Source organism: Streptococcus suis (genome assembly GCA_002831545.1).
GTDB lineage: Bacteria > Bacillota > Bacilli > Lactobacillales > Streptococcaceae > Streptococcus > Streptococcus suis_P.
Genome location: CP025095.1, coordinates 1,822,747 through 1,848,719, shown reverse-complemented (window position 1 = coordinate 1,848,719; position 25,973 = coordinate 1,822,747). Strand labels below are relative to the sequence as shown.

The following is a 25,973-nucleotide window of genomic DNA, read 5'->3' as shown; positions in this document are numbered from 1 at the left end:
ATGAAAGAATGGATGAAAGAAAATTGGGTATATGTAATCGTTGTTGGATTAATGCTTATTTTCTCAGGAGTAGCAGCCTCCAAGAACTTCACGAGCAGCAAGCTTCAGGAAGAACCAAGAAGTGAGCAAACTAGCCCGTCAGAGGCTGAAACTGAGTCGGAACCAGTCCCAGAAACTGCGGATGAAAAGAACTATAGAACTGCCAAATTGAAATTAGAGCACCCGTATACAGAAAGCAGTGAGGAGGAGAAAGAGCAGGTAGCCCAAGCATTTGAAGAAGCCATTCAGATGATCGGTCAAGCCAGTCACCTGACTGAAGTAAAAGGAACGATAGAGAATCATCTGTCAATGAGTCAGGATGCTATGGTTCAAACTTTGACGATGGCGCTCCTGGTAAATGAATACAGCTACCAAGCCTCTCGGTTGGAAGTGACAAAGTCAGAAAGCGAGGACGTTGTCCAATTCCTTATTGTATTGACTAAGGCTGGGGAAGATAATTGTTACTTTGTTGGAAACTTCAACACTACCGTCAATCAGATTCAGCTGAAGAATTATGTTGGTGGAAATATTGGTGGAACCTTTGGTTAATTAAATAATCGGATACATAACAATATGCACAAAAAGTTATATAACAATTTGTGCATATTTTGTTGACAAAAGGAATTGTATGTTGTAAAATAAGTATATAAAAAGTTATATAACTTTTTATATAACAATATCAAGGATAAGGGAGTCACTTCATGAAAATTCAAACAACAAACCTAGACAAAGGTGGCGGTGGGAAAAGCAGCCAGACCTTCAATCAGGGTGATTGGTTGTCACGTATTAAAAATAAACGGACCCTGTTGATTGATGGCGCAAGAGAATGTAATTTAACGCATTCCTTCGACGTAACCAGCGAGAAGACTATCTATGATATTTTTACAACTGGCGAGTATGAAATTTGTCGCATCAACGATAATCTTAGTCTCATTCGTGGGGATGAACGCTTAACGGATGAACAATTAGACCTATCCAGTAGAAATAATAAATACCTTCAGCTGTTCATGTGGTTTAGTGAGCATTACGATGAGCTAGCAGAACAGTTTGATATTATCTTGATCGATACCCACAATGACGAAAGTCTTGTGACAGCTAATTTTATTGCTGTTTCTGATATCGTCTTAGGAGTAACTGATGCTTCAACGAATGGTTTTCGTGCCTGGCTTGCTCTCAAAAGGTTTGTAGATCGGATTAAGAGTGAGGCAATTGAGGTTATCACCAAGAAGAGTTATGTCAAAGTAGAGCCTTATATTATTGGCAATAAAATCGAGTATTACGGAAACAATGTAACAGATACCTGTAACCAATTCCTGGATGTTATTCAAGAAGATGAGGCGTACCTGGGTTCTATTCAGAAGAAAGAGTTGGTCGCTAAGAGCCTAGTCATTAACCAGAGTGTGTTTGAGCAGCGTGAACAAATGACAGACAAACAAAAACAAGCGCACCAAAAGTTTTATAATAATATAGAGTATGTCTATCAAAACATCTTAAAAGTACTAGAAGGAGAGGCTGCATAATGACAAATAATCGTTTTGCCCAATTAAAAGAAAAATTTGAAAAAGAACCACCAAAAAAACGGACGCCAGTTCAGCGTGCAGGGGCTAATCGAAAAGCACCTGATAGTTATGATAGAAAAGGGCGTTTTGTCTTTTCGCTACACCATGACGTACGCCACAGCAAGCTAGAAGACCTAGTAGTTCACAATAGAGCGAGGTCAGCATCTGATTACTTGGAAAAATTGATTATCCAGGAATGGGAGAAACTTCAACAAGAATTATCAGGAGAATAGAAATGATCATTTTTGTCTCTTTTAAAAAACTGTTCCAAACATTTTTGTGGTTATTTACGGCTGCAGCATTATATGTTTTCTATCAGTTTATTGGTTTAAATATGTTTTTCTTACTCGTTATCGGACTACTAGCATTGAAATTTGTTCCAGTTCTAGTATTACCGATTCTATTAATTGGGGTGGGGGTCCATTTCTCAGGTGATTTCTCGTTCATTGCTGACGGTATCGTCTGGGGCTTTTGGGGACTTGTGTCACTACCAATCTGTTATGCTTTTGCAGGAACTATCCATTCTACAATGAAGCAGCGAAAGCAAGAAATCAAATAATGTTAAGGGTCTTATCTTCAGGGATAAGGCTTTTTTGATGTCAAAATAAAAATAAATTTGAAAAGCATTTAACGAACGATTAAAATAGGGCTCGTTATTCTAAAATTAGAGGAGAGAGTCGATGTTAACCACTACTTTTGATGAGCGAGTGCTAAAAGAACAATTGTTTGATGAGAATGCACTATATTTTTATGATTTTGTGGCCAAGTATGATGAAGAAATGGTTCCTGTTATGAAGGCTAGGGGTTATACTTGTATACACTCAATGGAGCGGACAGTCGCTTTTACTTTTGGTGAATTTACTTTTCGACGTCGTCGATGGAAGAAGGGTGATAAGTGGTGTGTACCAGTTGATGAGAAATTGGGATTAACAAAGAATACACGTTTCTCCTGGGAATTCATGTATCAAATTGCTAAATTATCGACAATGATGCCCTATGAGAAGGTTACCCAGGTTATTCAGATGACCTATCATATCATTATCACAAAACCTATTGTTGTTAAAGCTGTCAAACTCTGCAATGAGTTGCTGACAGAACGTGAAGTCTATCGTTTTTACAAAGAGACTGAGGAGATAGAAAAGCAGAGGGTTGATGTGATATACATTGAGGGAGACGGTGTCATGGTCAAGGCACGTGACATAGACACGGATAACCGACACTATGATTTATCTCACTTCGTAGTTCATACAGGCAGTCAGAAAGTGGGGAGCAACCGATTTGAGCTGAAAGACAAAAAGGAATTTGTTGGTCTAGATAATCGATTGGCCAGAGAACAGGTACTAGACTATCTTTATAACACTTACGAGATAACAGACAATACCCTGCTGATTACCAATTCTGACGGTGGTCATGGCTATACCCCTTATGTTTTCAAAGAGATTGCCAAGGCTTTGAAAATTAAACGTCACGAACATTTTTGGGATGAGTATCATGTCAACCAGAAGCTAAAATCCTTCTTCAAGCCCTACTCAGAAGAGTTGCTAGACAAAGCTTTTCAGGCGATAAAACAACATGATAAAGGCAAACTACGTACAGTGTTAGACACTACAGAATCGTTAGTATTGACTGAAGAAGAAATGGAGGAGTTCGAGAAGTTCAAGAGGAAGCTTCTTAATAATTTTCAATACACTAAGCCAGCCGAGCTGAGAGGCTTTACTCATGCAGGGATAGGTATTATGGAGTCACAACATCGTAAAATCACGTATAGGATGAAGAAACGTGGCATGTATTGGACCGTTTTGGGAGCAGAGACAATGAGTCGTATTATAGTCCTCAACCACGAGGAACAACTCAGAGATTTATTTTTCGGCTCCTGGCGTGAAGAGTATGAAAAGATCGCTGAACTAGAATCTATTACAGCTGCGACAATCAAGCAAAAACTTAACCAGATTGAACGAGAGTATACTCTCCATCATCTATACAATAGAGAAGGAAAGAAAAATCTCTGACAAGTAGATAAAAAGATATATAACAAGATATATATATAAATAACCTTTCCAGCGAAAGGCTTTTTGTGTTGCGTACAAATTCAGATTGGCACTTGCACAGTGTGCCTAAGTGTGCTATAATCTAACTAACTTAATCGAATAAAAAAAGTGGCACGCCTCCTACAGCGTACCACTTACCGAGTAAGAACCTCTACTTCTTACTCAGTCTCTAATATATGATACAGGATAAAGGTATCACTGTCAAGGGCTGAGCAAGAAATTGTTCAGTTTTTTCTTTGCATCTCGGTAATTAGTTCTCCTCAAAAAATGTAGTACAGGGCATTCTAAAAAATTCTACCGCATACAAATGAAGATAAATCCTTGAAAAATCAGAAAATCCTTGTTATAATAGCTGTTAGAGACTTATCAATTCTAGGAAATCTTCGAGAGAGTGTGCGGTGGGTGCAAGCACATAGAGGATAGGATTGACACTACTCGGTATGATTTTATGCAAACATAAAAGGGTGGTTCCCTTATCGCCAATCTGAGGTAGTCAGGCTTTTTAGCGTGACTGCGAATGAAGGTGGAACCACGTTACGACGTCCTTTTGCGAGGGCGTCGTATTTTCTTTTTTGACAAAATAAGGAGATGAAGTTGACCAGCATTCCACAAGAAACGATTGACCGTTGCCTAGCCGTTCGCAAGGCTTATAGAGAGCTGGAAATCAAGCACCATGACAAAGAGTGGTCCGTCGAGGAGGATCTCTTGGCCTTGAGCAATGATATTGGCAACATGAACCGTCTGATTATGACCAAGCAGGGGCGTTACTATGATGAAACGCCTTATACCTTGGAGCATAAAATAGCTGAAAATATCTGGTGGTTGATCGAATTAGCCGACCGCCTGGATATTGATATTCAAAAAGAAATGGAAACCTTTTTAGCTCAAAAAGAAGAGTTATTGGGGATTAAAAAATAAATAAAAAAGGAGATACCTATGTTAAAAATTACTTTCCCAGATGGTGCTGTTCGTGAGTACCAGGCTGGTGTGACAACTTTTGAAATTGCGGAGAGCATCAGCAAGTCTTTGGCGAAAAAGGCTCTTGCTGGTAAGTTCAATGGTAAATTGATTGACACCACTCGTGCTATTGAAGAGGACGGTACGCTTGAAATCGTGACGCCTGACCACGAGGATGCCTTGGATATCTTGCGTCACTCAGCGGCTCACTTGTTCGCCCAAGCGGCTCGTCGCCTTTTCCCAGACATTAAGTTGGGTGTTGGTCCAGCTATTCAAGACGGTTTCTACTATGACACGGACAATGCAGCTGGTCAGATTTCAAATGAAGACCTGCCACGCATTCAGGAAGAGATGATGAAGATTGTCAAGGAAAACTTCCCTTCTGAACGCCGTGAAGTAACTAAGGAAGAAGCACTTGAGATTTTCAAAAATGATCCATACAAGTTGGAATTGATTCACGAGCACTCTGATGATGAAGGTGGTTTGACCATCTATACTCAGGGCGAATACGTTGACCTCTGCCGTGGCCCACACGTTCCGTCAACAGGTCGTATCCAAATTTTTGAATTGCTCAACGTGGCTGGTGCATACTGGCGTGGTAAGAGCGAAAATCCAATGATGCAACGTGTCTATGGTACAGCTTGGTTTGACAAGAAAGACCTCAAGGCTTACCTTCAAATGCGTGAGGAAGCCAAAGAGCGTGACCACCGTAAACTTGGTAAGGAATTGGATCTCTTCATGATCAGCCAAGAAGTTGGTCAAGGTTTGCCATTCTGGTTGCCAAATGGAGCAACCATCCGTCGTACCTTGGAGCGTTACATCACAGACAAGGAATTGGCTTCTGGTTACCAGCACGTTTACACACCACCATTGGCTTCTGTTGAACTCTATAAGACTTCGGGTCACTGGGAGCATTACTCAGAAGATATGTTCCCGACTATGGACATGGGTGACGGTGAAGAGTTCGTTCTTCGTCCGATGAACTGTCCGCACCACATTCAAGTTTATAAGAACCATGTGCGTTCTTACCGTGAGTTGCCTGTGCGTATCGCTGAGCTTGGTATGATGCACCGCTATGAGAAATCAGGTGCATTGACTGGCTTGCAACGGGTGCGTGAGATGACGCTTAACGACGGTCATATTTTCGTGACACCTGAACAAATCCAAGAAGAGTTCAAAAAAGCTCTCCAGTTGATTATCGATGTGTACGCAGATTTCAACCTAAACGACTATCGTTTCCGCCTGTCTTATCGTGATCCAGAGGACAAAGAGAAGTACTATGACAACGATGAGATGTGGGAAAATGCCCAGCGGATGTTGAAAGGTGCCATGGATGAAATGGGCGTGGACTACTTTGAGGCTGAGGGTGAAGCGGCCTTCTACGGTCCGAAATTGGATATCCAAGTGAAAACTGCCCTTGGTAACGAGGAAACTCTGTCAACCATTCAGTTGGACTTCCTCTTGCCAGAACGCTTTGGCTTGACTTATATCGGTGCTGACGGTGAGGAGCACCGTCCAGTCATGATTCACCGTGGTGTTATCTCAACCATGGAACGCTTCACTGCCATCTTGATTGAAACCTACAAGGGTGCCTTCCCAACCTGGTTGGCTCCAACCCAAGTGACACTCATTCCGATTTCTGTGGAAGCTCACTTGGACTACGCTTGGAAGGTTGCCAAAGAATTGCAAGACCGTGGCGTTCGCGTACACGTGGATGAGCGGAACGAGAAGATGCAATACAAGATTCGTCAGAGTCAGACCAGCAAGATTCCATACCAACTCATCGTCGGTGACAAGGAAATGGAAGACAATGCAGTCAACGTTCGTCGCTACGGAAGCAAGGCAACGCAAACTCAGTCTGTGGCAGAATTTGTGGATCATATCTTAGCAGATATTGCCCGCAAGTCACGTCCAGCTGAAACAGCTGAATAAATAAAGTAAGAAGTCCGAAAGGGCTTCTTTTTGCATGTAAAAAAAACTCCCAACCGCCTGGCTGGGAGTGCAGTACCACATGCTATTCGTGCTTCTTTTGAGGGTAGGAAATCACCTTCCCTTGAAATACTTTATCCAGTATAGGAATCCTTTTAACGATAAACAAGGCTAGGGTGTTGATGATAAGAAGTAATCCAAAACTTATGAGCAGCAGAGGTGTAGAAAAATCTATAAAATATTTCTTTATGAAAAGAGTAATAATTGTCAGGATGTAGGTATGTACCAGATAGAAGTAAAGTGAATACTGGCCAAACCAAGCTATAATAGAGGGTAATCTTCCTTCCAGAGTGATTATGATAGAAACAATCAGGTAGGTCATAGCTAGTCCGTTTGCATATCGTAGGAAGGTGTGAAATGGCAGGTGCTGACTTGGGTAGGTTTGGTAGGACTGTAAATAGATGAGATAGAAGACGGTGACCAGACCGGCTAAACTGTGAAAAACGGTCTGTCTAACCATTTTCTTGTGAATTTCTTTCTTGGCAAAATAAATACCTAAAAAATAAAATAGTGGTAAAGAAGTCAGGTGTTGTAACCCAATTGGTAACTGACTGATATTTAATGGACCACCCCATAGGACAGCAAATAGTGTAAAAAGACCAATGCAAATCAGTGAAACTGGTTCTGTTAGTTGCAACCGATGGAGAATAAGAGTTGCGGAGGCCATAAGGATTAAAAACCAAATATACCACATAGATGTATCTGGCAGGAGAAAATTAGAAACGAGGTGACTAGGTTGTATTTTATCAACAGTGTAACTTGAAAAGAGGATTTTGCTAATTACAATACTACTGCCAAAGACTGCGTATATTTGCAACAGTCGATATATATATATATATATATATAAGTATTATTTCTAGGTTTTGGTTTTAGGTAAAAATGATAGAAACTAAAGCCACTGACAAATACAAAAAATGGCATAAGGAAAGAGTGTAGCCAGGCTTCTAGTCGCCAAAGAGGGATATCGGTATATGGAAGAGCGTTTCGGATATAACCGACTGTATGCAGAAATAAGACAGCTAAAATTCCAAATCCTTTCAGCTGGTCAATATAGATGAGTCGTTTCATAAGTTTCTCCTTTATTTAACTCTAAACTATTTGGGAACAGAGGCATTTCCAAAATGGTTTGAGTACATTTTCTTTGATTATATCATAAAACCAGCTTTCTCGAGAAAACTGGTTCAGATTATTTATTCAATACTACTCGCCCAAGACTTAGCTACATAACGTGATAGGCTTGAAATAGCAAAGTTGATACTGAAGTAAATCAGAGCAACCATGAGATAGAGAGCAAAAACTTGCTCCGCCTCAAAGTAGCGTCCCATGAGGATTTGACTCGAACCGAAGAGTTCTTGCAGGGCGATAACGGAGTAGAGGAAACTAGTGTCCTTGATGACCGTCACAATCTGTGAGATGATGGCTGGCAACATCTTGCGAATGGCTTGCGGCATGATGATATAGACCATGATTTGTACCGGGGTAAATCCCTGTGACAAGCCAGCTTCAGTCTGACCTGGTCCGATAGCGTTGAGGCCACCACGGATAATCTCGGCCATGGCTGCCGTGGTAAAAATAGTAAAAGCAGTGATGCCAGCAGGCGTTGACTTCATTTGGAAGACCAAGAAGACCGTGAAAATCCAAAGCAAGTTAGGCACGTTTCGTACAAACTCGATATAGATTGTCGCAATCCACTTGAATAGTGGATTTTTACCATTTCGCATAATGGCCAAAATCATCCCAAACAGGACAGAAAAGACCACGGAAATGCTGGAGATATAGAGGGTTAGCTTCAGACCATTCCACAAGAGTTGGAAGGTTGAAGGTTTGAGTAATTCTAAAACATAATTCATCGTTTAACCTCCTTCTAGTGTGAAAAAGCTGACTTATTCTTTTCTTCAATGCGACGTCCCCAGCTTGCAACAGGGAAGCACATGATGAAGTAAAGGAAAGCAGCACCAGCAAAGGCTGGAATGTAGTTGGCATTCATAGCAGACCAAGATTTTGTCATAAACATAATATCAGCTCCAGAAATGATGGCAACAGTAGCCGTATTCTTAATCAAGTTTACTACTTGGTTAGTTAATGGAGGTAGGATTGTTGGAATGGCCTGTGGCAAAATGATAATCCGCATGGTTTCAGCCTGAGTAAATCCTTGTGAGAGTGCGGCTTCAGTTTGCCCAGTAGGCACAGCCTCAATCCCTGCACGAATGACCTCTGCGATATAGGCACCGTGATAGAGTCCCACGCAGATAACAGCTGTCCAGTAGATGGACGGCATGAGAACATAGTTTGAAATCAGTGGAAGTCCATAATAAACAATCATGAACTGAACCAACGGCGGCGTGTTCTGATAGTATTCAACATAGACACGTGCGATGATTTTTAAAACTTTATTTTTACTTGAAGAGAGACTACCAAAGACAATTCCTAAAAACATGGCCATGATAAAGGCACCGACAGAAATGGCTAAGGTAAAGAGAAAACCTTGGAAAAAGGTTGGAAAATCCTTGAAATAACTGACCCAATTCTCCCAAGCGTAAGGACTAGTTGTTAAAACTGTCATATTGTTTCACCTTTCTATTCGTCAGTTTCTGTGACTGGTTTGAGGCCATAGGCATCATAGATGCTCTGTAGGCTACCATCGACAGTCCATTTTTCTACGAGACTATTTAAGTAGTCGTTAAGGTCTTTGTTAGATAATTTAGTAACAATTCCATAGTCAGAAGCTGAGAAGCTAAAGTCCATGAGTTCAGATTTAGAGCTGATATACCCAGAAAGGATAGATTGGTCTACTGAAAATGCGTCTGTACGGTGAGCACGTAGCGAGACAGAGAGTTCTGGATAAGAACCAAGCTCTGCAAAATTGACAGAGATACCATATTTGTCTGCTAGTTCAGAGATGAGGGTACGTGTAATGGAACCCTGAGCTACACCGATTGTCTTTCCATCCAGGTCGGTAAATGTCTTAATTCCACTATCCTTATTGACCAAGAAGCCAACGGCATCTGTGTAGTAAGGAGTTGTGAAATTGTAGAGGAGTTTACGTTCCTCAGTGATGGTAAAAGTTGCGATGACCATATCCACTTGACCGTTATCTAAGAGTGGTCCTCGGGTTTGCGCTGTAACGGGAGTAAATTCGATCTCTACACCTAATTCATCTGCAATTTTACGAGCAATGTCAATCTCCATTCCCTCAAATTCACCAGTATCAGGGTTCTTGTAGCCAAAGTTTGGGACGTCCTGTTTCACTCCGACGCGGAGCACGCCTCTATCGATGATAGTTTGAACTTGATCACTATTGGTAATGGATGCGGGTGTTTCTGTTTGAGCTACTGGTTGTTTTGCGAAAACGAGAAGAATAAGTCCAAAGACCAATAATCTAATTGCAAAGAAAATGTTGATTTTTTTCTTATCCATAGACTTCCTCCTAGAGTTTTACTTTGTCAGATTCGTGGTTGATAATCTTGCTGAGGAATTGTTGGGCACGAGGCTCTGTCGGATTGTCAAAGAAGCCATTCACATCTGTTGTATCAACTAAAACTTCTCCCTCAGCCATGAAGATGATGCGATCAGCTACTTCACGAGCAAAGCCCATTTCGTGTGTTACGACAATCATGTTCATCCCGTCACGTGCCAATTTTTGCATAACTGCAAGTACATCGCCGATAGTTTCTGGGTCCAAGGCAGATGTTGGTTCATCGAAGAGTAGAAGCTCAGGTTTCATAGCTAAGCCGCGAGCGATGGCGACACGTTGTTTTTGGCCTCCGGATAGCATAGCAGGGTAGGAATCCTTCCGATCCCAGAGGTTAACAAACTCAAGATACTTTTGAGCAGTTTTTTCAGCTGTAGCCTTATCGATTCCCAAAACCTTAATCGGTGCTAAAGTAACATTTTCTAACACGGTTTTGTGTGGGTAAAGGTTGAAATGCTGGAAAACCATGCCAACTTCTTTGCGAAGTGATACGAGCTCTTTGATAGAAGTAGAGGAAATATCATGCCCATTGACGATGAGTGTTCCTTCATCAATTGCTTCTAAACCGTTAATCGTGCGAATGAGAGTAGATTTTCCGGATCCGGAAGGTCCAAGGAGAACGACAACCTGTCCAGGTTCGAATTCCAAGTTGATATTGCGTAGGGCGTGGTAGTCGCCATAGTATTTGTTGACATCTTTAAATTCTACTAAAGCCATAAAATTCTCCTTGCATAGTGTTTTTTAGGTATTCCCATCTTAGCATTGCCTATATACAATGTCAAGTAAATTCTGACAATTTAATGTATTGTATGTAATAAAATGTGACATAGCTGTGTCAGGTGGTTTTGAAATATGAATTTTTTAGGTAAGTCTGATATAATAGAAGAAATAAAGCAAAGGTAAGATACTAATGAAAAAAATATTAATTGTAGATGATGAAAAACCAATCTCAGATATTATTAAGTTTAATATGACTCGTGAGGGATATGAAGTTGTGACAGCTTTCGATGGACGTGAAGCCTTGGAAGTGTTTGAGGCTGAGTTTCCTGACATTGTCATTTTGGACTTGATGCTGCCAGAATTGGACGGACTAGAGGTTGCTCGAACGATTCGTAAGACCAGCAATGTTCCAATCTTGATGTTATCTGCTAAAGATAGCGAATTTGATAAGGTTATCGGGCTTGAAATCGGGGCGGATGATTATGTGACCAAGCCCTTCTCTAATCGCGAATTGCAGGCGCGTGTTAAGGCTCTTCTTCGTCGTAGTGAATTGGCAGAGACGCAGACAAATATTGAGTCAATAGGAACTCCAGAGTTGGTGATTGGCGATTTGGTCATTCTGCCTGATGCGTTTGTCGCTAAGAAGCATGGCAAAGAGCTGGAGCTGACCCATCGTGAGTTTGAATTGCTCCACCATCTGGCCAAACACTTAGGTCAGGTTATGACTCGAGAACATCTATTGGAAACAGTTTGGGGTTATGATTACTTTGGTGATGTCCGCACGGTGGATGTAACGATTCGTCGTCTGCGTGAGAAGATTGAAGATACACCAAGCAGACCAGAATACATTCTTACTCGTCGCGGAGTGGGATATTTTATAAAAGGAAATGATTAATCAATTACGTTATTTAATGACCACGGCAGAATTTTGGTTTGTTGTCATTTTGATTGGCTTTCTAATTGCTCTGACGGTCCTTTTGATTGAAAACTATCGGGATAATAAGCAAATTAAACAACTCAATCAAAAAGTCAACGCCTTAATTGAGGGGAATTATGCAGATGTGTTAGACATGAGGGGAAGTCCTGAAATCACAGACATGGCGAATTCTCTTAATGATCTGTCCGAGGTCATCCGCTTAACTCATGATAATTTAGAACAAGAAAAGACGCGTCTGACTTCCATCTTGTCCTATATGAGTGACGGTGTTATTGCTACAGACCGTATCGGACGGATCATCATGATTAACGATATGGCCCAGAAACAGTTGGGGCTTTCTAGCCAAAAGCAGGAGCAGTATCACCTGCTCGAGGTTTTAGATTTATCAGATCGTTACACATTGAGAGATTTGTTGGCTCAGACACCTGAGATTGTGATTGATCACACCAATGAAAACGAAGAATTTCTGACTTTACGCGCTAATTTTGCCACGATTCGTAGTGAGAGTGGTCTGATTTCTGGCTTGGTTGTCGTCTTACATGATATGACCGAGCAGGCCAAGGAAGAACGGGAACGTAGGCTGTTTGTGTCAAATGTGAGTCATGAATTGCGTACGCCATTGACTTCCGTCAAATCCTATCTAGAGGCTCTGGATGAGGGAGCGCTAACGGAGTCTGTTGCACCGAGTTTTGTTAAGGTATCCTTAGATGAGACCAACCGCATGATGCGGATGATTACAGACCTCCTAAGTTTATCGCGCATTGATAATCAGGTTGGTCAGATAGATGTCGAACTGATAAACTTTACTGCTTTTGTGACCTTTATTCTTAACCGTTTTGACCAAATGAAAAATGCTGATTCTGATAAGGTCTATACGATTGTTCGTGACTATCAAATCAGTCCTATTTGGGTTGAGATTGATACAGATAAGATGACTCAGGTTTTGGATAATATCTTAAATAATGCCATTAAATATTCGCCAGACGGCGGGACAATTACCTTCAGCATGAAGACCACAGATAGCCAGTTGATTGTGTCCGTCTCAGACGAAGGTCTGGGGATTCCGAAAGCAGATTTACCTAGAATTTTTGACCGATTCTATCGCGTGGACAAGGCACGATCTCGTGCCCAAGGTGGTACAGGTCTTGGTTTAGCTATTGCAAAAGAAATCGTAAAACAACATAAGGGCTTTATCTGGGCTAAAAGCGAATATGGTCATGGCTCAACGTTTACAATTGTCTTGCCGTACAGCAAGGACATCGCACTAGATGAGTGGGATGATTCAGATGAGGAAGAATAGGAGAATATGATCGGAAAAGGTTTTAATTATAGTATTTTAGCTTCGGGGTCCAGCGGGAATTGTTTTTACTTGGAAACAGATAAAAAGAAAATCTTAGTGGATGCTGGCTTATCAGGGAAAAAGATTACCAGTCTTTTGGCGGAAATTGACCGAAAGCCTGAGGATATTGATGCTATCCTGGTAACGCATGAACATAGTGATCACATCCATGGTATCGGTGTTTTAGCACGTAAGTATGGGATGGACATTTATGCCAATGAATTGACCTGGCAGGCTATGGAGAGCAAATTGGGCAAGATTGATGTGGCTCAAAAACATATCTTCGAATTGGGTGCTATGAAGACTTTTGGCGACCTAGACATTGAGTCCTTTGGAGTTAGTCACGATGCTGCATGTCCGCAATTTTACCGTTTTATGAAGGATGACAAATCCTTTGTTATATTGACGGATACAGGCTATGTCAGTGACCGCATGGTTGGAATTGTAGAAAATGCCGATGCTTATTTGATTGAATCGAACCATGATATTGAAATTTTGCGCTCGGGTTCTTATTCATGGAATTTGAAGCAACGGATTCTATCCGATAAGGGCCATCTTTGTAACGAAGATGGAGCTGACGCCATGATTCGCTCGTTGGGAAATCGGACCAAAAAGATTTACCTAGGGCATTTGTCAAAGGAAAACAATATCAAGGAATTGGCCCACATGACCATGGTTAATCAGTTGGCGCAGGCTGATTTAGGAGTTGGAGTGGATTTCCAAGTCTATGACACATCGCCAGACACAGCGACTCCCTTGACCAAGATTTGACAAATTCATTGAACTTGTTTAGAATAAATATATAAAATACGTGAGGTGAAGTTACATGAATAATTAAGATACTTATTAGTCGTTCTTAAAACTTGTTGAAAATCAATTATTTGATAATTTAGTCTTTTACTTTGCTTTTAGTACTTGCTCCAACAGTCTAGGAATAGACTGTTGGAGGTCGTAAATAGAGCGAATGATGTTCGCGCCAAAAGTTGCAGGCTGCTTGTACAGTCGAGTGACTGTACAAGGTTGGAGATAGCACTTGCGAAGCAAGTTACTTCTACATAGTACGGCAAAGCGAGTTCAAACAATCTAGTGGAGTGTTTGAAGTTGGAAATAAGGAAACGATGTTTCCTCTTACGTCGAAGTAATAAAAGATAAACTAAATGACAACACAAGGGATAAGACTGCTCATAAGGGCTTACTATTCGTGTGACTTTTTCCATAGGGAAAGGTCATGTTTTGCATGGCTTTTTTCTTGTGTCATTTTTTGAAGAATAGAAGCCCTTTTTTGAAGAAAAGAGGTCTATATGGAAATGATAAAATGTATTCAATTAGAGAAGGAATTTGCGGGACGTAGTTTGTTTACAATCCAGCAGTTGAGCCTTCAAGCTGGTCAAAAGGTTGGTTTGGTTGGAAATAATGGTGTTGGTAAGTCTACTTTTTTGAAAATCTTACTGGGACTGGATAGGGATTTTGCTGGTCAGATTGAGGTAAAAGCAGACTGGGCCTATGTACCCCAGTTACAGGATAGGAGCTCGCTTTCAGGTGGGGAACAGGTTTGGAAGTCTATTCAAGAGGCTTTTGCACAAAGACCACAGTTGTTAATCATGGACGAACCGACTGCCAATTTGGATCAAGAACACCAGGAAAAGCTAATCAAACAAATCAAACGCTATCGAGGCAGTCTATTGGTTGTTAGTCATGATCGGCATTTTCTCAATCAAATTGCCAGTCACATTTGGCATTTAGAAGAAGGAAAGATTCAGGTTTATATAGGAAATTACGAGGCATTTGTAGAAAGTCGCCGGGCTAGGCGAGAAGGACAGCAGGAGGCCTATGAAGCCTATCAGAAAAAAGTCGCTCAACTAAAAAAAGCCCAACAAGAGCGTCAGGTCAAGGCTCAGAAGATGGGGAAGAGAAAGAAAGGTGTTTCATCGTCTGAGTGGAAGGTTAAAGCCATGATGGGTTCCTATGACAGTCAAGCCAAGTCTATGGCCAAGACTGCCAAGCATTTGGAAAAACGGATGGAGCGTTTGGAAAAGGTTGAACAACCTAGAAAGGAAACGTGGGTAAAGATGGAAGCGAAAGGTGCCTTGGATACTGGTCTTCACAGTCTCTTTCGCTTGCAGGATGGACAGCTGTGGATTGGGGAAAAGTATTTATTTGATTTTCCTCAGCTTGGTATGACTTTTGGGGATAAACTAGCTTTGGTTGGGTCAAATGGTTCTGGCAAAACAAGCTTTGTTCGGAAACTGATTTCAAAAGAATTAGAAGGCTATTACAATCCAAAATTAAAAATTGCTTATTTCTCCCAAGATTTGACAAGTCTCAATGAAGAAGAAACAGCCTTTGTGAATGCTAGCTCGACATCGCTTCAAGATAAGGTAACGGTTCTCAATTTATTGGGCATGTTGGGACTCTCTTACGATAAGGCTCAGCAGAAGGTGGCAAATCTGTCTGGTGGTGAACGTGTTCGGCTTTCCTTGGCCAAGGTCTTGTTATCGGATGCAAATCTTTTGATAGTAGATGAGCCAACAAACTATTTGGACCTTACAGCCATCGAAGCTCTGGAGAAATTTTTGCAGGAATACCAGGGAAGTGTCCTCCTGATTTCCCATGATCAGCGGTTTGTTGAGAGTGTTGTGCACAGAAAATGGCTGGTTGAGAATTGTCAGCTTGTTCAACGTTTATAGAGAAAATATTTTTTGAATCGACAGTTGGGTCTCAAAAATATTTTTCGCCTGTGGTATAATAAGAAGGATATTTCTAGAATGAGGTTTTGAATGAATAAACGAACGAATAAATCTATTGAGCATGATGGAAATTTTATTGCAATTCGACTAAACATTTTGTTTTCAATCGTCATTTTTTTATTTCTGATTCTTATTTTGCGTCTAGCTGATATGCAGATTGTTAATCATGATTTTTACCGCAATAAATTATTAACCGCCAGTCAAAAAATAATCAGTACGGGTTCAGTTCGTGGTCAGATTTATGATGCTAAAGGAACCCCCTTAGTTGAAAACCAAATTCAACAAGTAGTATCCTTTACACGGTCAAATAAAATGACGGCCCAGGAAATGAAGGAAGTAGCAAATAAATTATTGCAATGGGTCACTGTTTCGGATGTCAATATTACTCGTCGGGACAAGGCAGATTATTATTTGGCTGATACTGAAGTTTATCAACAGGTAGTCGAGAATTTGCCAAAAGATAAGCGATATGACTCAGACGGGAATTATTTAGAAGAGTCAACGATTTATTCGAACGCAGTAGACAGTCTCACAGATGATTTATTACAATATTCAGATGAAGAAAGTAAGGCCATCGAATTATTTAAGCAGATGAATGGAGCTACTTATTTTTCAACAGTAAATTTAGTAACGGATGCCTTATCTGCTGAACAAGTTGCTTATATTGTTGCCAATGAGGATCAACTCCCTGGGATTTCTACAACTAATAACTGGGATAGATCGATTTTGCCAACCTCACTTAGTTCCATAATTGGAACTGTAACGAGTGAACAGGCCGGTTTACCTGCTGAAGATGCGGAATACTATCTCTCTAAGGGCTACTCATCAAATGACCGTGTGGGAACTGCCTACCTCGAGAAACAATATGAAGAAGTCTTGCAAGGTCAACGTGAGAAAAAACAAATCAACCTAGATCGAAACGGAAATGTCGAAAGTATTGAGACAATCCAAGAAGGACAGCAGGGCAATAATATTAAACTGACTATTGATTTAGCCTTCCAAGATGGAGTCAATGCTATTTTGAAAAAATACTTTGAAAGTGAGCTGGCTACTGGTAGTGCACTTTACTCGGAAGGAGTTTATGCAGTCGCATTGGAACCTTCAACAGGTGCGGTGCTTGCCATGTCTGGATACAGTCATGAAAAAGGAGCAGGTAGTATAACAGAAGATGCCCTCGGTACTATTACAAGTGTTTTCACACCAGGTTCCATCGTCAAAGGAGCGACAATCAGCTCTGGTTGGGAAAATGGAGTTATCAGTGGCAATCAAGTGCAGTTAGACGAACCAATCTATTTTGCAGGTTCAGCACCAATTACATCTTGGTGGGCCTATGGTAGTTTTAATATTGATGCGACAGAGGCTCTAGAATATTCTTCTAACGCCTACATGGTTAAGATTGCTTTGGGACTACTTGGTCAGACCTACTCAGCTAACATGTATTTGAATGATGGCGATACATTGACAAATGCCATGACTAAGCTTCGTTCGACTTTTGCAGAGTATGGTTTAGGTGCGTCAACAGGTATTGACCTTCCACTCGAATCTATAGGATTTTTACCGGAAGAGTATTCGACAGCCAATTTTATTACCAACGCTTTTGGACAGTTTGATAACTATACACCGATGCAGATGGCACAGTATGCAGCGACCATTGCGAATAACGGGACACGGATTTCTCCACACCTCGTTGAGGGAATTTATGGGAATAATGCCCAAGGTGGTTTGGGAGAATTAATTGAAACCGTATCTGGTAAGGAGATGAATCAGGTTAATATTTCCGCTGAGGAAATGTCTCTTCTTCGTCAAGGTTTCTACCAAGTTGTCAATGGTAGTGGGCGCTTTAATACAGGTAGTGCTATCGGTCGTGGTGCGGCCGTGACCATCAGTGCCAAGACTGGTAGAGCCGAAACCTATACAACGACAGCTTCTGGTGATGTGGTTACTGCGGTCAATACCAACGTTGTTGCTTATGCGCCTAGTGATAATCCTCAAATTGCGGTAGCAGTTGTCCTACCAAACTTGACCAATCAAAGTTCAACAACTACTAATACAATTACTCAAGAAATTATCAATCTATATCAATCACTTCACCCAATGAATTAAGGAGGCTTATGCTTTACCCTACACCTATTGCCAAGTTAATTGATAGCTATTCTAAATTGCCAGGTATCGGTATAAAAACGGCTACCCGTTTAGCTTTTTATACTATTGGCATGGAGGATGATGTCGTTAATGAGTTTGCAAAAAATTTATTGGCAGCCAAGCGAGACCTATCTTATTGCTCTATTTGTGGTAATTTGACGGATCAGGACCCCTGTGCCATTTGCCAGGACTCAACGCGAGACCAATCTACTATTTTGATTGTAGAGGATAGTCGAGATGTTACAGCCTTGGAAAATATTCAAGAATACCACGGTCTTTATCATGTCTTGCATGGCTTGATTTCTCCCATGAATGGTATCGGACCAGATGATATTAATCTGAAAACCCTCCTCACTCGCCTGATGGACAATGAGGTGACAGAGGTGATTGTGGCGACCAATGCAACAGCAGATGGAGAGGCTACATCCATGTATATCTCACGAGTCCTCAAACCTGCGGGAATCAAAGTAACCCGACTAGCTCGTGGCTTAGCGGTAGGCAGTGATATTGAATATGCAGATGAAGTGACCCTGTTGAGGGCTATTGAAAATCGTACAGAGCTATAGCAGTTCTGTAGTTAGAGATGTTCCTAATTTTAAGATAGGATAGATATGATTTGTTAAATTATGCTATACTAAGAGTAATAGCGTTGGTACAGGAAGGAAAATACATGTCAAAAGAAACCTTGATTTTACTATATGGTGGGCGTTCTGCAGAGCGTGAGGTGTCTGTTCTGTCTGCCGAAAGCGTCATGCGTGCCATCAACTATGATAAATTTTTTGTCAAAACCTATTTCATCACGCAAACTGGTGACTTTGTAAAGACGCAAGAGTTTTCTCAAACACCGTCTGCCGATGAAAAACTCATGACAAACGCGACGATTGTTGAAGAGCAAAAAATCCGTCCGAGCGATATTTATGAAGAAAAGGCGGTTGTTTTCCCTGTTCTTCATGGCCCAATGGGAGAAGACGGATCTATTCAAGGCTTCTTGGAAGTGCTTCGTATGCCGTATGTTGGTACCAATATCTTGTCTTCCAGCGTTGCCATGGACAAAATCACTACCAAGCGTGTTCTTGAATCAGCAGGAATCTCCCAAGTACCTTATGTGGCAGTTATCGAGGGTGAAAATATCGACGATAAGATTGCAGAGATTGAAGAAAAATTGACTTATCCGGTCTTTGTAAAACCAGCTAATATGGGATCAAGTGTCGGTATCTCAAAAGCCGAGGATTTAGCTGGCTTGCGTAAGGCGCTTGATTTGGCCTTCAAGTATGACAGCCGTGTCCTCGTTGAGCAGGGGGTTAATGCGCGTGAGATTGAGGTTGGTCTTTTGGGAAATGCTGACGTGAAAACGACACTTCCTGGCGAAGTAGTCAAAGACGTTGCTTTTTATGACTACGATGCCAAATACATCGACAACAAAATCACCATGGAAATCCCAGCTAAGATTGATGAGTCTATCATGGACACCATGCGGGACAATGCTGCCAAGGCCTTCCGTGCTATCGGTGGTTGTGGCCTTTCTCGCTGTGATTTCTTCCTGGCTGAAGACGGAGACATCTTCCTCAATGAGCTCAACACCATGCCAGGCTTTACTCAGTGGTCTATGTATCCACTCCTTTGGGATAATATGGGCTTGGCTTACCCAGACTTGATTGAAGAGCTTGTTCGTTTGGCCAAGGAAATGTTTGAAAAACGTGAAAGTCATTTGATTTAATGAAAGAGGCTGGGCAAAAACTAGCTTCTCACATATAAAAAACGAGCAATTCCAATTAGGAGTTGCTCGTTTTCCATTTCATGCTTTATAATTATAATAACGACAAAACAACTAGAAAGACATGAAAATGTATAAACAGTATAACACAAATCAGCTTAGTTTGGAATTAAATATTGCTTGGGACTTACCTGCTACTCATGAGGCACGTCTGATTAGTCAGTTTGTGGATACTATTCCTTCGTAACCGCCCAATAACAAGGTATCTATCTAATCACTCCCTCCTCCTGTATACTGTTATAAAAAACAAAACTGGAGGATTTATTATGTCACACCCCATCGTCCCATTGACTATTCCCCTATCTCGCCGCTTTGAGAAGAAAGGCAGAAATGATATTCTGATGAAAATTCGTCTCGGAAAAGTGGAAGTCACATTCTTTCACTCTATCAACCAAAAAATATTAGAAACAATCTTGGATAAGGTACTGCACTATGACCATCCGACTCAGTGATTTAGGTCAAGTCTACTTGGTTTGCGGTAAAACGGACATGCGTCAAGGGATTGATTCTCTCGCCTACCTTGTCAAAAGTCAATTCAATCTGGATCCCTTTTCAGGTCAGGTCTATCTCTTCTGCGGAGGTCGAAAAGACCGATTCAAAGCTCTTTACTGGGACGGACAAGGATTTTGGTTATTGTATAAACGTTTTGAGAATGGAAAATTGACCTGGCCAAACAATGAAGAAGAGGTCAAGGCTCTAACTTCCGAGCAGGTGGACTGGCTCATGAAAGGATTTTCTATCAATCCAAAAATAAATCTTTCAAAAAGTCGTGATTTCTATTGAAATCATGGCTTTTCTTTGTGTATAATGAGATAAAAAGAAGGAGGTAAGTCCATGGAGTCACAAGATAAAGTGATTGAAAGTCTAACAAAAACCATTGAAATCATGACCAACGAGTTGAGCCTCCTTCGTGAACAGATTGAGTATCTGAGACAGAAACTCTACGGAAAATCATCAGAGAAGGTTGTGTATCAACCCGGTCAGCTGAGCTTGTTTGGGGAGGAAATTCTCCCTGAAGAAGAAGCTGACTTACCCAGTTGAAACAGAAACGATTACCTATAAACGCAAGAAAGCTAAGGGAGTTCGTCAGGCTATTTTCAGCCAATTCACTCCAGAGATAGTGCATCACGAATTGCAAGGCGAAGATTGTACCTGTCCAGACTGTCATGGTCAATTAAAGGAGATTGGTTCAACTGTTCAACGACAAGAGTTGGTCTTCATTCCTGCACAATTAAAGCGGATTGACCATGTTCAACACGCATACAAGTGTCAGGCATGTAGTCAGAAGAATCTGAGCGATAAGATTATCAAGGCTCCCATTCCTAAGGCACCTTTGGCACACAGCTTGGGTTCAGCCTCTATCATTGCCCACACCATTCACCAGAAGTTCAATCTGAAGGTGCCCAATTACCGTCAGGAAGAGGATTGGAACAAGCTCGGTCTGCCCATCAGTCGCAAGGAAATAGCCAATTGGCACATCAAGTCTAGTCAGTATTATTTCGAACCGATTTATAACCTGTTGCACGAGAAATTGTTGGAGCAGCCTATTCTCCATGCGGATGAAACCTCCTACAAGGTCTTAGAAAATGATAGCCAGTTGACCTTCTACTGGACTTTCTTGTCTGGGAAGCATGAGAAAAAGGGCATCACCCTCTATCATCATGACAAACGACGGAGTGGCTTGGTTGTGGAGGAAGTTCTTGGGGACTATGCGGGCTATGTACATTGTGACATGTGGTCAGCCTATCGGCAGTTAGACAAGGCTCAGCTGGTTGGCTGTTGGGCTCATGTCAGAAGAAAATTCTTTGAGGCGACTCCTAAGAAGACAGACAAGACTTCTTTAGGAGCCAAGGGCTTAGCCTATTGCGACCGCCTGTTTGCCTTGGAGAATGACTGGACTGACTTGTCTACTGAGGAGCGGCTGCATAAACGGCAGACAGAGTTGGCTCCCTTGATGGACGAGTTCTTTGATTGGTGTCGCAATCAGGCTGTCTTGCCAGGTTCCAAATTGGGCACTGCAATAGAGTATAGCCTCAAATACGAAACCACCTTCCGAACCGTTCTCTCGGATGGCGATTTAGTCCTGTCCAACAATATGGCTGAGAGGGCTATGAAGACCTTGGTGATGGGACGTAAAAATTGGCTGTTCTCTCAAAGCTTTGAGGGGGCCAAGTCGACAGCTATCATTTTGAGTCTTTTAGAAACTGCTAAACGACACGGTCTTGATGCAGAGAAATATATGACCTATCTTCTAGAACACTTACCTAACGAAGAGACGCTCGCAAAAAAAGAAGTTCTGGAGGCTTATTTACCATGGGCTGAAAATATTCAAGAAAAGTGCAAATAGAAAAAGGTTCCAGAGTCGACAGGACTTTGGAACCTTTTCAATATACCTTGTTATTGGGCGGTTACATTCCTTCATCCGTTCTATTGGAAGAAACTTCCCACACAGGTCGTCCTGCCTTTCATCCAGCTATGTTGCTTAAAATGACCCTATTTGCCTATGCTCGGCAAGTATTCTCTGGTCGGAAAATCGTTCAAATGAATGAAGAAGTCATTCCCATGAAATGGCTGAGTCAGGATACCTATGTCTGTTATCGGACCATAAACAGTTTTCGGGCTAGCACACATGCCAATCAGCTCATCAAAACTGCCTTCATTTACTTCACCCTCCTCCTCAGAGAGAATGGATTGATTGAAGATGAGGCTCTCTTCATTGATGGAACGAAGGTGGAAGCTGATGCCAACAAGTATTCCTTCATGTGGAAAAAGGCCGTTGAACGCTATGAAGATGCCTTGAATGGAAACATTTCTGCCCTTTATGACAAACTAGTCCAAGAAGGGGTGAATATTGCCTTGTCCAAGGAAGAATGCCTCACTAGCGAGGGACTAAACCAACTCCTACAAGAAACCGAACAAGTATTGGACGAGGTGGAAGAAGCTATCTCACAAGAGCCTAAAGTCATCAAAGGTGGCTCAGCCAACAGACAGAAACGAAGAAGAATTAAGAAACTCAAGAGAAAGTTGAAAGAGGATTTTCTTGTTCGGAAACAGAAGTACGAACGAGATAAACAGATTCTACAAGAGCGAAACTCCTACTCAAAAACAGATCCCGACGCTACATTCATGCGGATGAAAGAGGAAAGAAACAGTTTGGGGAGAGACTGTTTCTTCACGAGCCTTGAAATAAAAGAGCGAGTATGAAGAATGGTCAGCTCAAACCTAGCTACAACCTCCAACTTGGTACAAACAACCAGTTTGCCTTAGCTTACGGATTGTATCCGAATCCAACTGACACTCGTACACTCAAGCCATTTCTTCAATCCATCCAAACCTTAGAACTCTTTCAACACATTGTCGCGGATGCAGGTTATGGTAGTGAAGAAAATTACAGCTTTATCCTTGATGACCTGGAGAAAACACCTCTGATTCCCTACGGAACATATCAGAAAGAGCAGAAGAAAAGCTATAAGAAGAGTGATGCCAATCCTAAAAACTGGACTTACTTAGAAGATTCTGACCAGTGGATAAAGCCAGATGGGGTTGTGTATTCATTCAAGAATTATTCACGAAGAACGGAGCAGAATGGGTTTGAGAAAGATATTAAGATTTACGAAGCTGATCCAGTACAAGCTAGTGAGGAGCTAGACCAATTAGCACGGACGGAAAAAGGAAACCTCAAACAAATTCAGTATAATCCTACGTGGAACTATTTCAAGAACTTAGTCAAAGAGGAATTGACAAGTAAAGAGGGAGCCCGCATTTATGCCAAACGCAAGGTGGATGTCGAACCTGTATTTGGTAGGATGAAGGGTGTTTTTGGCGTGCGCAGAGTTCATGTCAGAGGTCAAAAAGTGGTTGAAACTGAGATAGGATTCCTCCTAATGAGCATGAATCTCACGAAATTGGCTAAGAAATTAGCCCAAGATAATAGAAATAAAAAGAAAAACACAAATAGTTCGGCTGGATTTCATCAAAATCAGCTTGAATCTATCTGTGTTTTTTATTTACTGGCTAGTTTTTGCCCAGCCTCTTTCTAGTTCACATTCTTGCAAAGGTTTGCAAAAAAGAATAGAATGGTTTCAAGTATGTGGAGGTGTTTATGTATCAAACGACAGTAAAAGGGGAAGGTCTGTTTCAGGCAGTTTCTCAAGGTTATGGTGAACCAGTTCATACCTTTGGTGTAACAGAGCAGGGAGAAACTCCTGTAAGTCTTGTGAACATTGGCTTAGCTGCCTGTATCACCATGTGTGTACAGGGCTACTATGCCAGCCAAGTAGGCAATAAAACCATGCCTGTTCAGGTGGAGAGTCGCTTGGACAATCAGCGTTTTGAAGTGTTGATTGGAATTGGAGAGTCGGTTTCAGCGCAAAAGCAGAAAGAGATTCTTGCCTATGTGGAAAAGAAATGTAAAGTCAAAGCTCTTTTGAGGGAAGACTTGAAGTTTGAGACAAGTTTTTATGTCTTAGAAAGTGTGGAGTAGATATTTTTAGCAATTGAAGAAGTGCGACAAGGTTTATGAGATGAAAGATGGTGTCCTCACTCAAGTTCGGTAAAAAGTGGTATAATAGAAAGATGCTGGGTAAATAAATCAGTCCACTTTTCAAAGTTTGAGTCAACATCTCAGCGCAGTGGTTGATTGGCAGATTTGTTCGTGTATCACACTCTAAATCTGACCTAACTACTGATGCGAACTGTGTTCGCTTTATTTCCAACCTCAAACTGTCTCCCAGACAGTTTGAGCTGTGCGGGGGTGGGAGTAAAATAGTCCAGTGGACTATTTTAGCCCGAAGCTACTTGTTTGAAAATGAGGGGAACTCTTCTTTGAATGTTTGAGTTCTTTCCCGCTCCCTTTTTAGTTTATTGGAGAAAACAATGAAATTAACCCTACACGAAGTCGCTCAGGTCTTGGGCGCAAAAAATGATATTAGTCTTTATCCTGATACAGCCCTTAACAAGGTCGAGTTTGACAGTCGCCTGATTACAGAAGGGGATCTTTTTGTTCCCCTCAAGGGAGCGCGTGACGGTCATGACTTTATTCCTGTGGCTTTTGAAAATGGCTGTGCGGTAACCCTGTCTGAAGTCAGCCTTGATGTTCCTCACATTCTAGTAGAGAACTGCTTGGCTGCGCTTCAACAATTAGCGGCCTACTACCTAGAGAAAACAGGGGTAGAAGTCATTGCCGTAACAGGATCAAACGGTAAAACGACCACCAAGGACATGATTCACGATGTTCTGGCGACGACTTACAAGACTTACAAGACACAAGGCAACTACAACAACGAAATTGGTCTACCTTACACCGTCCTCCACATGCCTGATGATACAGAAAAACTGGTCTTGGAAATGGGCCAAGACCACTTGGGAGACATTCATCTTCTATCCGAAATTGCCAAACCAAGTCTGTCAGTAATTACTCTATTTGGCGAAGCGCATCTGGAATTTTTCGGCTCACGAGCAGAGATTGCCAAAGGAAAATTACAAATTGCAGATGGAATGGAGCCAGGTAGTAAACTCTTGATCCCAGCAGATCCGATTGCGGATAAGCTCTTGCCGAGCCATGTAGAACTCATTCGTTTCGGTGAGCAGGCTGATTTGCAGGTGACCAGTCTGGTCGAGTCAAAAGATAGCCTGACCTTCACCGTCAATTTTATGGACGGCGACATTTTCCTCCCAGTGACAGGTAAGTATAACGCGACCAATGCTATAGTGGCAAGCTATGTGGGCAAGACCTTGGGTGTGCCTGATGAGGCAATTAAGTCAGCCCTAGCTGGTCTGAACTTGACCCGCAATCGTACCGAGTGGAAGAAGGCAGCAAACGGAGCAGATATTCTCAGTGATGTCTACAACGCCAACCCAACGGCTATGCGCTTGATTTTGGAAACTTTCTCTAGTATTCCAGCCAATGAAGGCGGCAAGAAAATCGCCGTTTTGGCAGATATGAAAGAATTGGGGAGCCAGTCCGTCGATCTCCACAATCAGATGATTCTGAGCCTGTCGCCTGATCTGCTAGACACCGTCATTTTCTACGGTCAGGACATTGAAGGTCTGGCCCAGTTGGCTAGTCAGATGTTCCCAATAGGAAAAGTCTATTTCTTTAGGAAAAATGCAGAGCAGGACCAATTTGAAGATCTGGTTAAACAGGTTAGGGAAAGTCTAGGAAAAGAGGACCAAATCCTCTTTAAAGGCTCTAATTCCATGAATCTTGGAAAAGTGGTTGAAGAAATAGAAAAGTAGAGAGGCAAGACCT

At 41.7% G+C, this 25,973-nt stretch carries 28 protein-coding genes and 1 pseudogene; 21 read left to right on the top strand and 8 right to left on the bottom strand.

Annotated features, from left to right (window positions below; translation table 11 throughout):
• The 7 genes from CWM22_08975 (at nucleotide 1) to CWM22_08945 (ending at nucleotide 6,535) form a co-directional block, all read left to right on the top strand.
• Complete coding sequence (locus CWM22_08975; protein AUC92019.1) at nucleotides 1-588, top strand: hypothetical protein; 588 nt, start codon at nucleotides 1-3, stop codon at nucleotides 586-588.
• A gap of 152 nt (nucleotides 589-740) precedes the next feature.
• Complete coding sequence (locus tag CWM22_08970; protein ID AUC92018.1) at nucleotides 741-1,559, top strand: cobalamin biosynthesis protein CobQ; 819 nt, start codon at nucleotides 741-743, stop codon at nucleotides 1,557-1,559.
• The gene (locus CWM22_08965; protein AUC92017.1) at nucleotides 1,559-1,831 is read left to right on the top strand and encodes a hypothetical protein; all 273 of its coding nucleotides are present in this window, start codon (nucleotides 1,559-1,561) and stop codon (nucleotides 1,829-1,831) included. The genes CWM22_08970 and CWM22_08965 overlap by 1 nt, the downstream gene beginning before the upstream one ends.
• A gap of 2 nt (nucleotides 1,832-1,833) precedes the next feature.
• On the top strand, nucleotides 1,834-2,157 hold the full coding sequence (locus CWM22_08960) for a hypothetical protein (GenBank protein ID AUC92016.1): 324 nt from the start codon (nucleotides 1,834-1,836) through the stop codon (nucleotides 2,155-2,157).
• Between the two features lie 121 nt (nucleotides 2,158-2,278).
• Nucleotides 2,279-3,607 (top strand): transposase, encoded by a 1,329-nt coding sequence (locus CWM22_08955; protein AUC92015.1) that lies wholly within the window; start codon nucleotides 2,279-2,281, stop codon nucleotides 3,605-3,607.
• A gap of 627 nt (nucleotides 3,608-4,234) precedes the next feature.
• The gene (locus tag CWM22_08950; GenBank protein ID AUC92014.1) at nucleotides 4,235-4,564 is read left to right on the top strand and encodes a MazG-like protein; all 330 of its coding nucleotides are present in this window, start codon (nucleotides 4,235-4,237) and stop codon (nucleotides 4,562-4,564) included.
• Between the two features lie 18 nt (nucleotides 4,565-4,582).
• Nucleotides 4,583-6,535, top strand: coding sequence for a threonine--tRNA ligase (locus CWM22_08945; GenBank protein AUC92013.1), 1,953 nt, complete (start codon nucleotides 4,583-4,585; stop codon nucleotides 6,533-6,535).
• Nucleotides 6,536-6,617: 82 nt separating this feature from the next.
• On the opposite strand, the gene CWM22_08940 is transcribed toward CWM22_08945, so the two are convergent.
• The 6 genes from CWM22_08940 to CWM22_08915 form a co-directional block, all read right to left on the bottom strand.
• Entirely contained in the window at nucleotides 6,618-7,433 is an 816-nt protein-coding gene (locus tag CWM22_08940) for a hypothetical protein (GenBank protein AUC92012.1), read from the bottom strand.
• On the bottom strand, nucleotides 7,373-7,660 hold the full coding sequence (locus CWM22_08935; protein AUC92011.1) for a hypothetical protein: 288 nt from the start codon (nucleotides 7,658-7,660) through the stop codon (nucleotides 7,373-7,375). Before CWM22_08935 ends, CWM22_08940 begins: the two co-directional genes overlap by 61 nt.
• A 122-nt stretch (nucleotides 7,661-7,782) precedes the next feature.
• Nucleotides 7,783-8,442 carry an amino acid ABC transporter permease gene (locus tag CWM22_08930; protein ID AUC92010.1) on the bottom strand — a complete coding sequence of 220 codons (660 nt, stop codon included), beginning with the start codon at nucleotides 8,440-8,442 and terminating at the stop codon, nucleotides 7,783-7,785.
• Between the two features lie 14 nt (nucleotides 8,443-8,456).
• Complete coding sequence (locus tag CWM22_08925) at nucleotides 8,457-9,155, bottom strand: amino acid ABC transporter permease (GenBank protein AUC92009.1); 699 nt, start codon at nucleotides 9,153-9,155, stop codon at nucleotides 8,457-8,459.
• A 14-nt stretch (nucleotides 9,156-9,169) separates the two neighbouring features.
• Nucleotides 9,170-10,009 (bottom strand): glutamine ABC transporter substrate-binding protein, encoded by an 840-nt coding sequence (locus CWM22_08920; protein ID AUC92008.1) that lies wholly within the window; start codon nucleotides 10,007-10,009, stop codon nucleotides 9,170-9,172.
• A 10-nt stretch (nucleotides 10,010-10,019) separates the two neighbouring features.
• Nucleotides 10,020-10,781: an amino acid ABC transporter ATP-binding protein gene (locus tag CWM22_08915; protein AUC92007.1), complete on the bottom strand. Its 762-nt coding sequence runs from the start codon at nucleotides 10,779-10,781 to the stop codon at nucleotides 10,020-10,022.
• A 193-nt stretch (nucleotides 10,782-10,974) separates the two neighbouring features.
• Between CWM22_08915 and CWM22_08910 the strand changes: the two genes are divergently transcribed.
• The 3 genes from CWM22_08910 to CWM22_08900 are packed head-to-tail and all read left to right on the top strand — an operon-like array spanning nucleotide 10,975 to nucleotide 13,831.
• A complete protein-coding gene (locus tag CWM22_08910) occupies nucleotides 10,975-11,679 on the top strand; it encodes a DNA-binding response regulator (protein AUC92006.1) in 705 nt (234 codons plus the stop codon).
• Entirely contained in the window at nucleotides 11,672-13,021 is a 1,350-nt protein-coding gene (gene vicK, locus CWM22_08905) for a cell wall metabolism sensor histidine kinase VicK (protein ID AUC92005.1), read from the top strand. The genes CWM22_08910 and vicK overlap by 8 nt, the downstream gene beginning before the upstream one ends.
• Nucleotides 13,022-13,027: 6 nt before the next feature.
• A complete protein-coding gene (locus tag CWM22_08900) occupies nucleotides 13,028-13,831 on the top strand; it encodes an MBL fold metallo-hydrolase (protein ID AUC92004.1) in 804 nt (267 codons plus the stop codon).
• 137 nt (nucleotides 13,832-13,968) lie between these two features.
• Here the strand turns inward: CWM22_08900 and CWM22_08895 are convergent, their stop codons facing one another.
• Entirely contained in the window at nucleotides 13,969-14,277 is a 309-nt protein-coding gene (locus CWM22_08895) for a hypothetical protein (protein ID AUC92003.1), read from the bottom strand.
• A gap of 153 nt (nucleotides 14,278-14,430) precedes the next feature.
• Here CWM22_08895 and CWM22_08890 point away from each other — a divergent pair, with 153 nt between their 5' ends.
• From CWM22_08890 to CWM22_08845, 10 genes and pseudogenes are all read left to right on the top strand, one after another.
• Entirely contained in the window at nucleotides 14,431-15,747 is a 1,317-nt protein-coding gene (locus tag CWM22_08890; protein ID AUC92873.1) for an ABC transporter ATP-binding protein, read from the top strand.
• Between the two features lie 90 nt (nucleotides 15,748-15,837).
• Entirely contained in the window at nucleotides 15,838-17,910 is a 2,073-nt protein-coding gene (locus tag CWM22_08885; protein ID AUC92002.1) for a penicillin-binding protein, read from the top strand.
• Nucleotides 17,911-17,918: 8 nt separating this feature from the next.
• The gene (locus CWM22_08880) at nucleotides 17,919-18,515 is read left to right on the top strand and encodes a recombination protein RecR (protein ID AUC92001.1); all 597 of its coding nucleotides are present in this window, start codon (nucleotides 17,919-17,921) and stop codon (nucleotides 18,513-18,515) included.
• A 104-nt stretch (nucleotides 18,516-18,619) separates the two neighbouring features.
• A complete protein-coding gene (locus CWM22_08875) occupies nucleotides 18,620-19,666 on the top strand; it encodes a D-alanine--D-alanine ligase (GenBank protein AUC92000.1) in 1,047 nt (348 codons plus the stop codon).
• A 323-nt stretch (nucleotides 19,667-19,989) separates the two neighbouring features.
• Complete coding sequence (locus CWM22_08870) at nucleotides 19,990-20,175, top strand: hypothetical protein (protein AUC91999.1); 186 nt, start codon at nucleotides 19,990-19,992, stop codon at nucleotides 20,173-20,175.
• Nucleotides 20,156-20,506 carry an IS66 family insertion sequence hypothetical protein gene (locus CWM22_08865; GenBank protein ID AUC91998.1) on the top strand — a complete coding sequence of 117 codons (351 nt, stop codon included), beginning with the start codon at nucleotides 20,156-20,158 and terminating at the stop codon, nucleotides 20,504-20,506. Before CWM22_08870 ends, CWM22_08865 begins: the two co-directional genes overlap by 20 nt.
• 51 nt (nucleotides 20,507-20,557) lie before the next feature.
• Complete coding sequence (locus CWM22_08860) at nucleotides 20,558-20,764, top strand: transposase (protein ID AUC91997.1); 207 nt, start codon at nucleotides 20,558-20,560, stop codon at nucleotides 20,762-20,764.
• Nucleotides 20,718-22,070, top strand: a complete 1,353-nt coding sequence (locus tag CWM22_08855; GenBank protein AUC91996.1) for a transposase — start codon at nucleotides 20,718-20,720, stop codon at nucleotides 22,068-22,070. The genes CWM22_08860 and CWM22_08855 overlap by 47 nt, the downstream gene beginning before the upstream one ends.
• A gap of 65 nt (nucleotides 22,071-22,135) precedes the next feature.
• Nucleotides 22,136-23,646 (top strand): annotated as a pseudogene (locus tag CWM22_08850) (IS5/IS1182 family transposase).
• Between the two features lie 179 nt (nucleotides 23,647-23,825).
• Complete coding sequence (locus tag CWM22_08845) at nucleotides 23,826-24,206, top strand: peroxiredoxin (protein ID AUC91995.1); 381 nt, start codon at nucleotides 23,826-23,828, stop codon at nucleotides 24,204-24,206.
• Here CWM22_08845 and CWM22_08840 read toward each other — a convergent pair.
• Nucleotides 24,139-24,444 (bottom strand): hypothetical protein, encoded by a 306-nt coding sequence (locus tag CWM22_08840; protein ID AUC91994.1) that lies wholly within the window; start codon nucleotides 24,442-24,444, stop codon nucleotides 24,139-24,141. The two genes, CWM22_08845 and CWM22_08840, sit on opposite strands and share 68 nt — an antisense overlap.
• Nucleotides 24,445-24,598: 154 nt before the next feature.
• On the opposite strand from CWM22_08840, the gene CWM22_08835 reads away from it, so the two are divergent.
• Entirely contained in the window at nucleotides 24,599-25,960 is a 1,362-nt protein-coding gene (locus tag CWM22_08835; protein ID AUC91993.1) for a UDP-N-acetylmuramoyl-tripeptide--D-alanyl-D-alanine ligase, read from the top strand.
• The last annotated feature ends 13 nt before the right edge of the window (nucleotides 25,961-25,973 follow it).

What these genes read in the sequence shown, in the direction of transcription:
- CWM22_08975 (AUC92019.1), top strand. Translation starts at nt 1, where the DNA reads ATGAAAGAATGGATGAAAGAAAATTGGGTATATGTAATCGTTGTTGGA.
- CWM22_08970 (AUC92018.1), top strand. Translation starts at nt 741, where the DNA reads ATGAAAATTCAAACAACAAACCTAGACAAAGGTGGCGGTGGGAAAAGC.
- CWM22_08965 (AUC92017.1), top strand. Translation starts at nt 1,559, where the DNA reads ATGACAAATAATCGTTTTGCCCAATTAAAAGAAAAATTTGAAAAAGAA.
- CWM22_08960 (AUC92016.1), top strand. Translation starts at nt 1,834, where the DNA reads ATGATCATTTTTGTCTCTTTTAAAAAACTGTTCCAAACATTTTTGTGG.
- CWM22_08955 (AUC92015.1), top strand. Translation starts at nt 2,279, where the DNA reads ATGTTAACCACTACTTTTGATGAGCGAGTGCTAAAAGAACAATTGTTT.
- CWM22_08950 (AUC92014.1), top strand. Translation starts at nt 4,235, where the DNA reads ATGAAGTTGACCAGCATTCCACAAGAAACGATTGACCGTTGCCTAGCC.
- CWM22_08945 (AUC92013.1), top strand. Translation starts at nt 4,583, where the DNA reads ATGTTAAAAATTACTTTCCCAGATGGTGCTGTTCGTGAGTACCAGGCT.
- CWM22_08935 (AUC92011.1), bottom strand. Translation starts at nt 7,660, where the DNA reads ATGAAACGACTCATCTATATTGACCAGCTGAAAGGATTTGGAATTTTA.
- CWM22_08930 (AUC92010.1), bottom strand. Translation starts at nt 8,442, where the DNA reads ATGAATTATGTTTTAGAATTACTCAAACCTTCAACCTTCCAACTCTTG.
- CWM22_08925 (AUC92009.1), bottom strand. Translation starts at nt 9,155, where the DNA reads ATGACAGTTTTAACAACTAGTCCTTACGCTTGGGAGAATTGGGTCAGT.
- CWM22_08920 (AUC92008.1), bottom strand. Translation starts at nt 10,009, where the DNA reads ATGGATAAGAAAAAAATCAACATTTTCTTTGCAATTAGATTATTGGTC.
- CWM22_08915 (AUC92007.1), bottom strand. Translation starts at nt 10,781, where the DNA reads ATGGCTTTAGTAGAATTTAAAGATGTCAACAAATACTATGGCGACTAC.
- CWM22_08910 (AUC92006.1), top strand. Translation starts at nt 10,975, where the DNA reads ATGAAAAAAATATTAATTGTAGATGATGAAAAACCAATCTCAGATATT.
- vicK (AUC92005.1), top strand. Translation starts at nt 11,672, where the DNA reads ATGATTAATCAATTACGTTATTTAATGACCACGGCAGAATTTTGGTTT.
- CWM22_08900 (AUC92004.1), top strand. Translation starts at nt 13,028, where the DNA reads ATGATCGGAAAAGGTTTTAATTATAGTATTTTAGCTTCGGGGTCCAGC.
- CWM22_08895 (AUC92003.1), bottom strand. Translation starts at nt 14,277, where the DNA reads ATGGAAAAAGTCACACGAATAGTAAGCCCTTATGAGCAGTCTTATCCC.
- CWM22_08885 (AUC92002.1), top strand. Translation starts at nt 15,838, where the DNA reads ATGAATAAACGAACGAATAAATCTATTGAGCATGATGGAAATTTTATT.
- CWM22_08880 (AUC92001.1), top strand. Translation starts at nt 17,919, where the DNA reads ATGCTTTACCCTACACCTATTGCCAAGTTAATTGATAGCTATTCTAAA.
- CWM22_08875 (AUC92000.1), top strand. Translation starts at nt 18,620, where the DNA reads ATGTCAAAAGAAACCTTGATTTTACTATATGGTGGGCGTTCTGCAGAG.
- CWM22_08870 (AUC91999.1), top strand. Translation starts at nt 19,990, where the DNA reads ATGTCACACCCCATCGTCCCATTGACTATTCCCCTATCTCGCCGCTTT.
- CWM22_08865 (AUC91998.1), top strand. Translation starts at nt 20,156, where the DNA reads ATGACCATCCGACTCAGTGATTTAGGTCAAGTCTACTTGGTTTGCGGT.
- CWM22_08860 (AUC91997.1), top strand. Translation starts at nt 20,558, where the DNA reads ATGGAGTCACAAGATAAAGTGATTGAAAGTCTAACAAAAACCATTGAA.
- CWM22_08845 (AUC91995.1), top strand. Translation starts at nt 23,826, where the DNA reads ATGTATCAAACGACAGTAAAAGGGGAAGGTCTGTTTCAGGCAGTTTCT.
- CWM22_08835 (AUC91993.1), top strand. Translation starts at nt 24,599, where the DNA reads ATGAAATTAACCCTACACGAAGTCGCTCAGGTCTTGGGCGCAAAAAAT.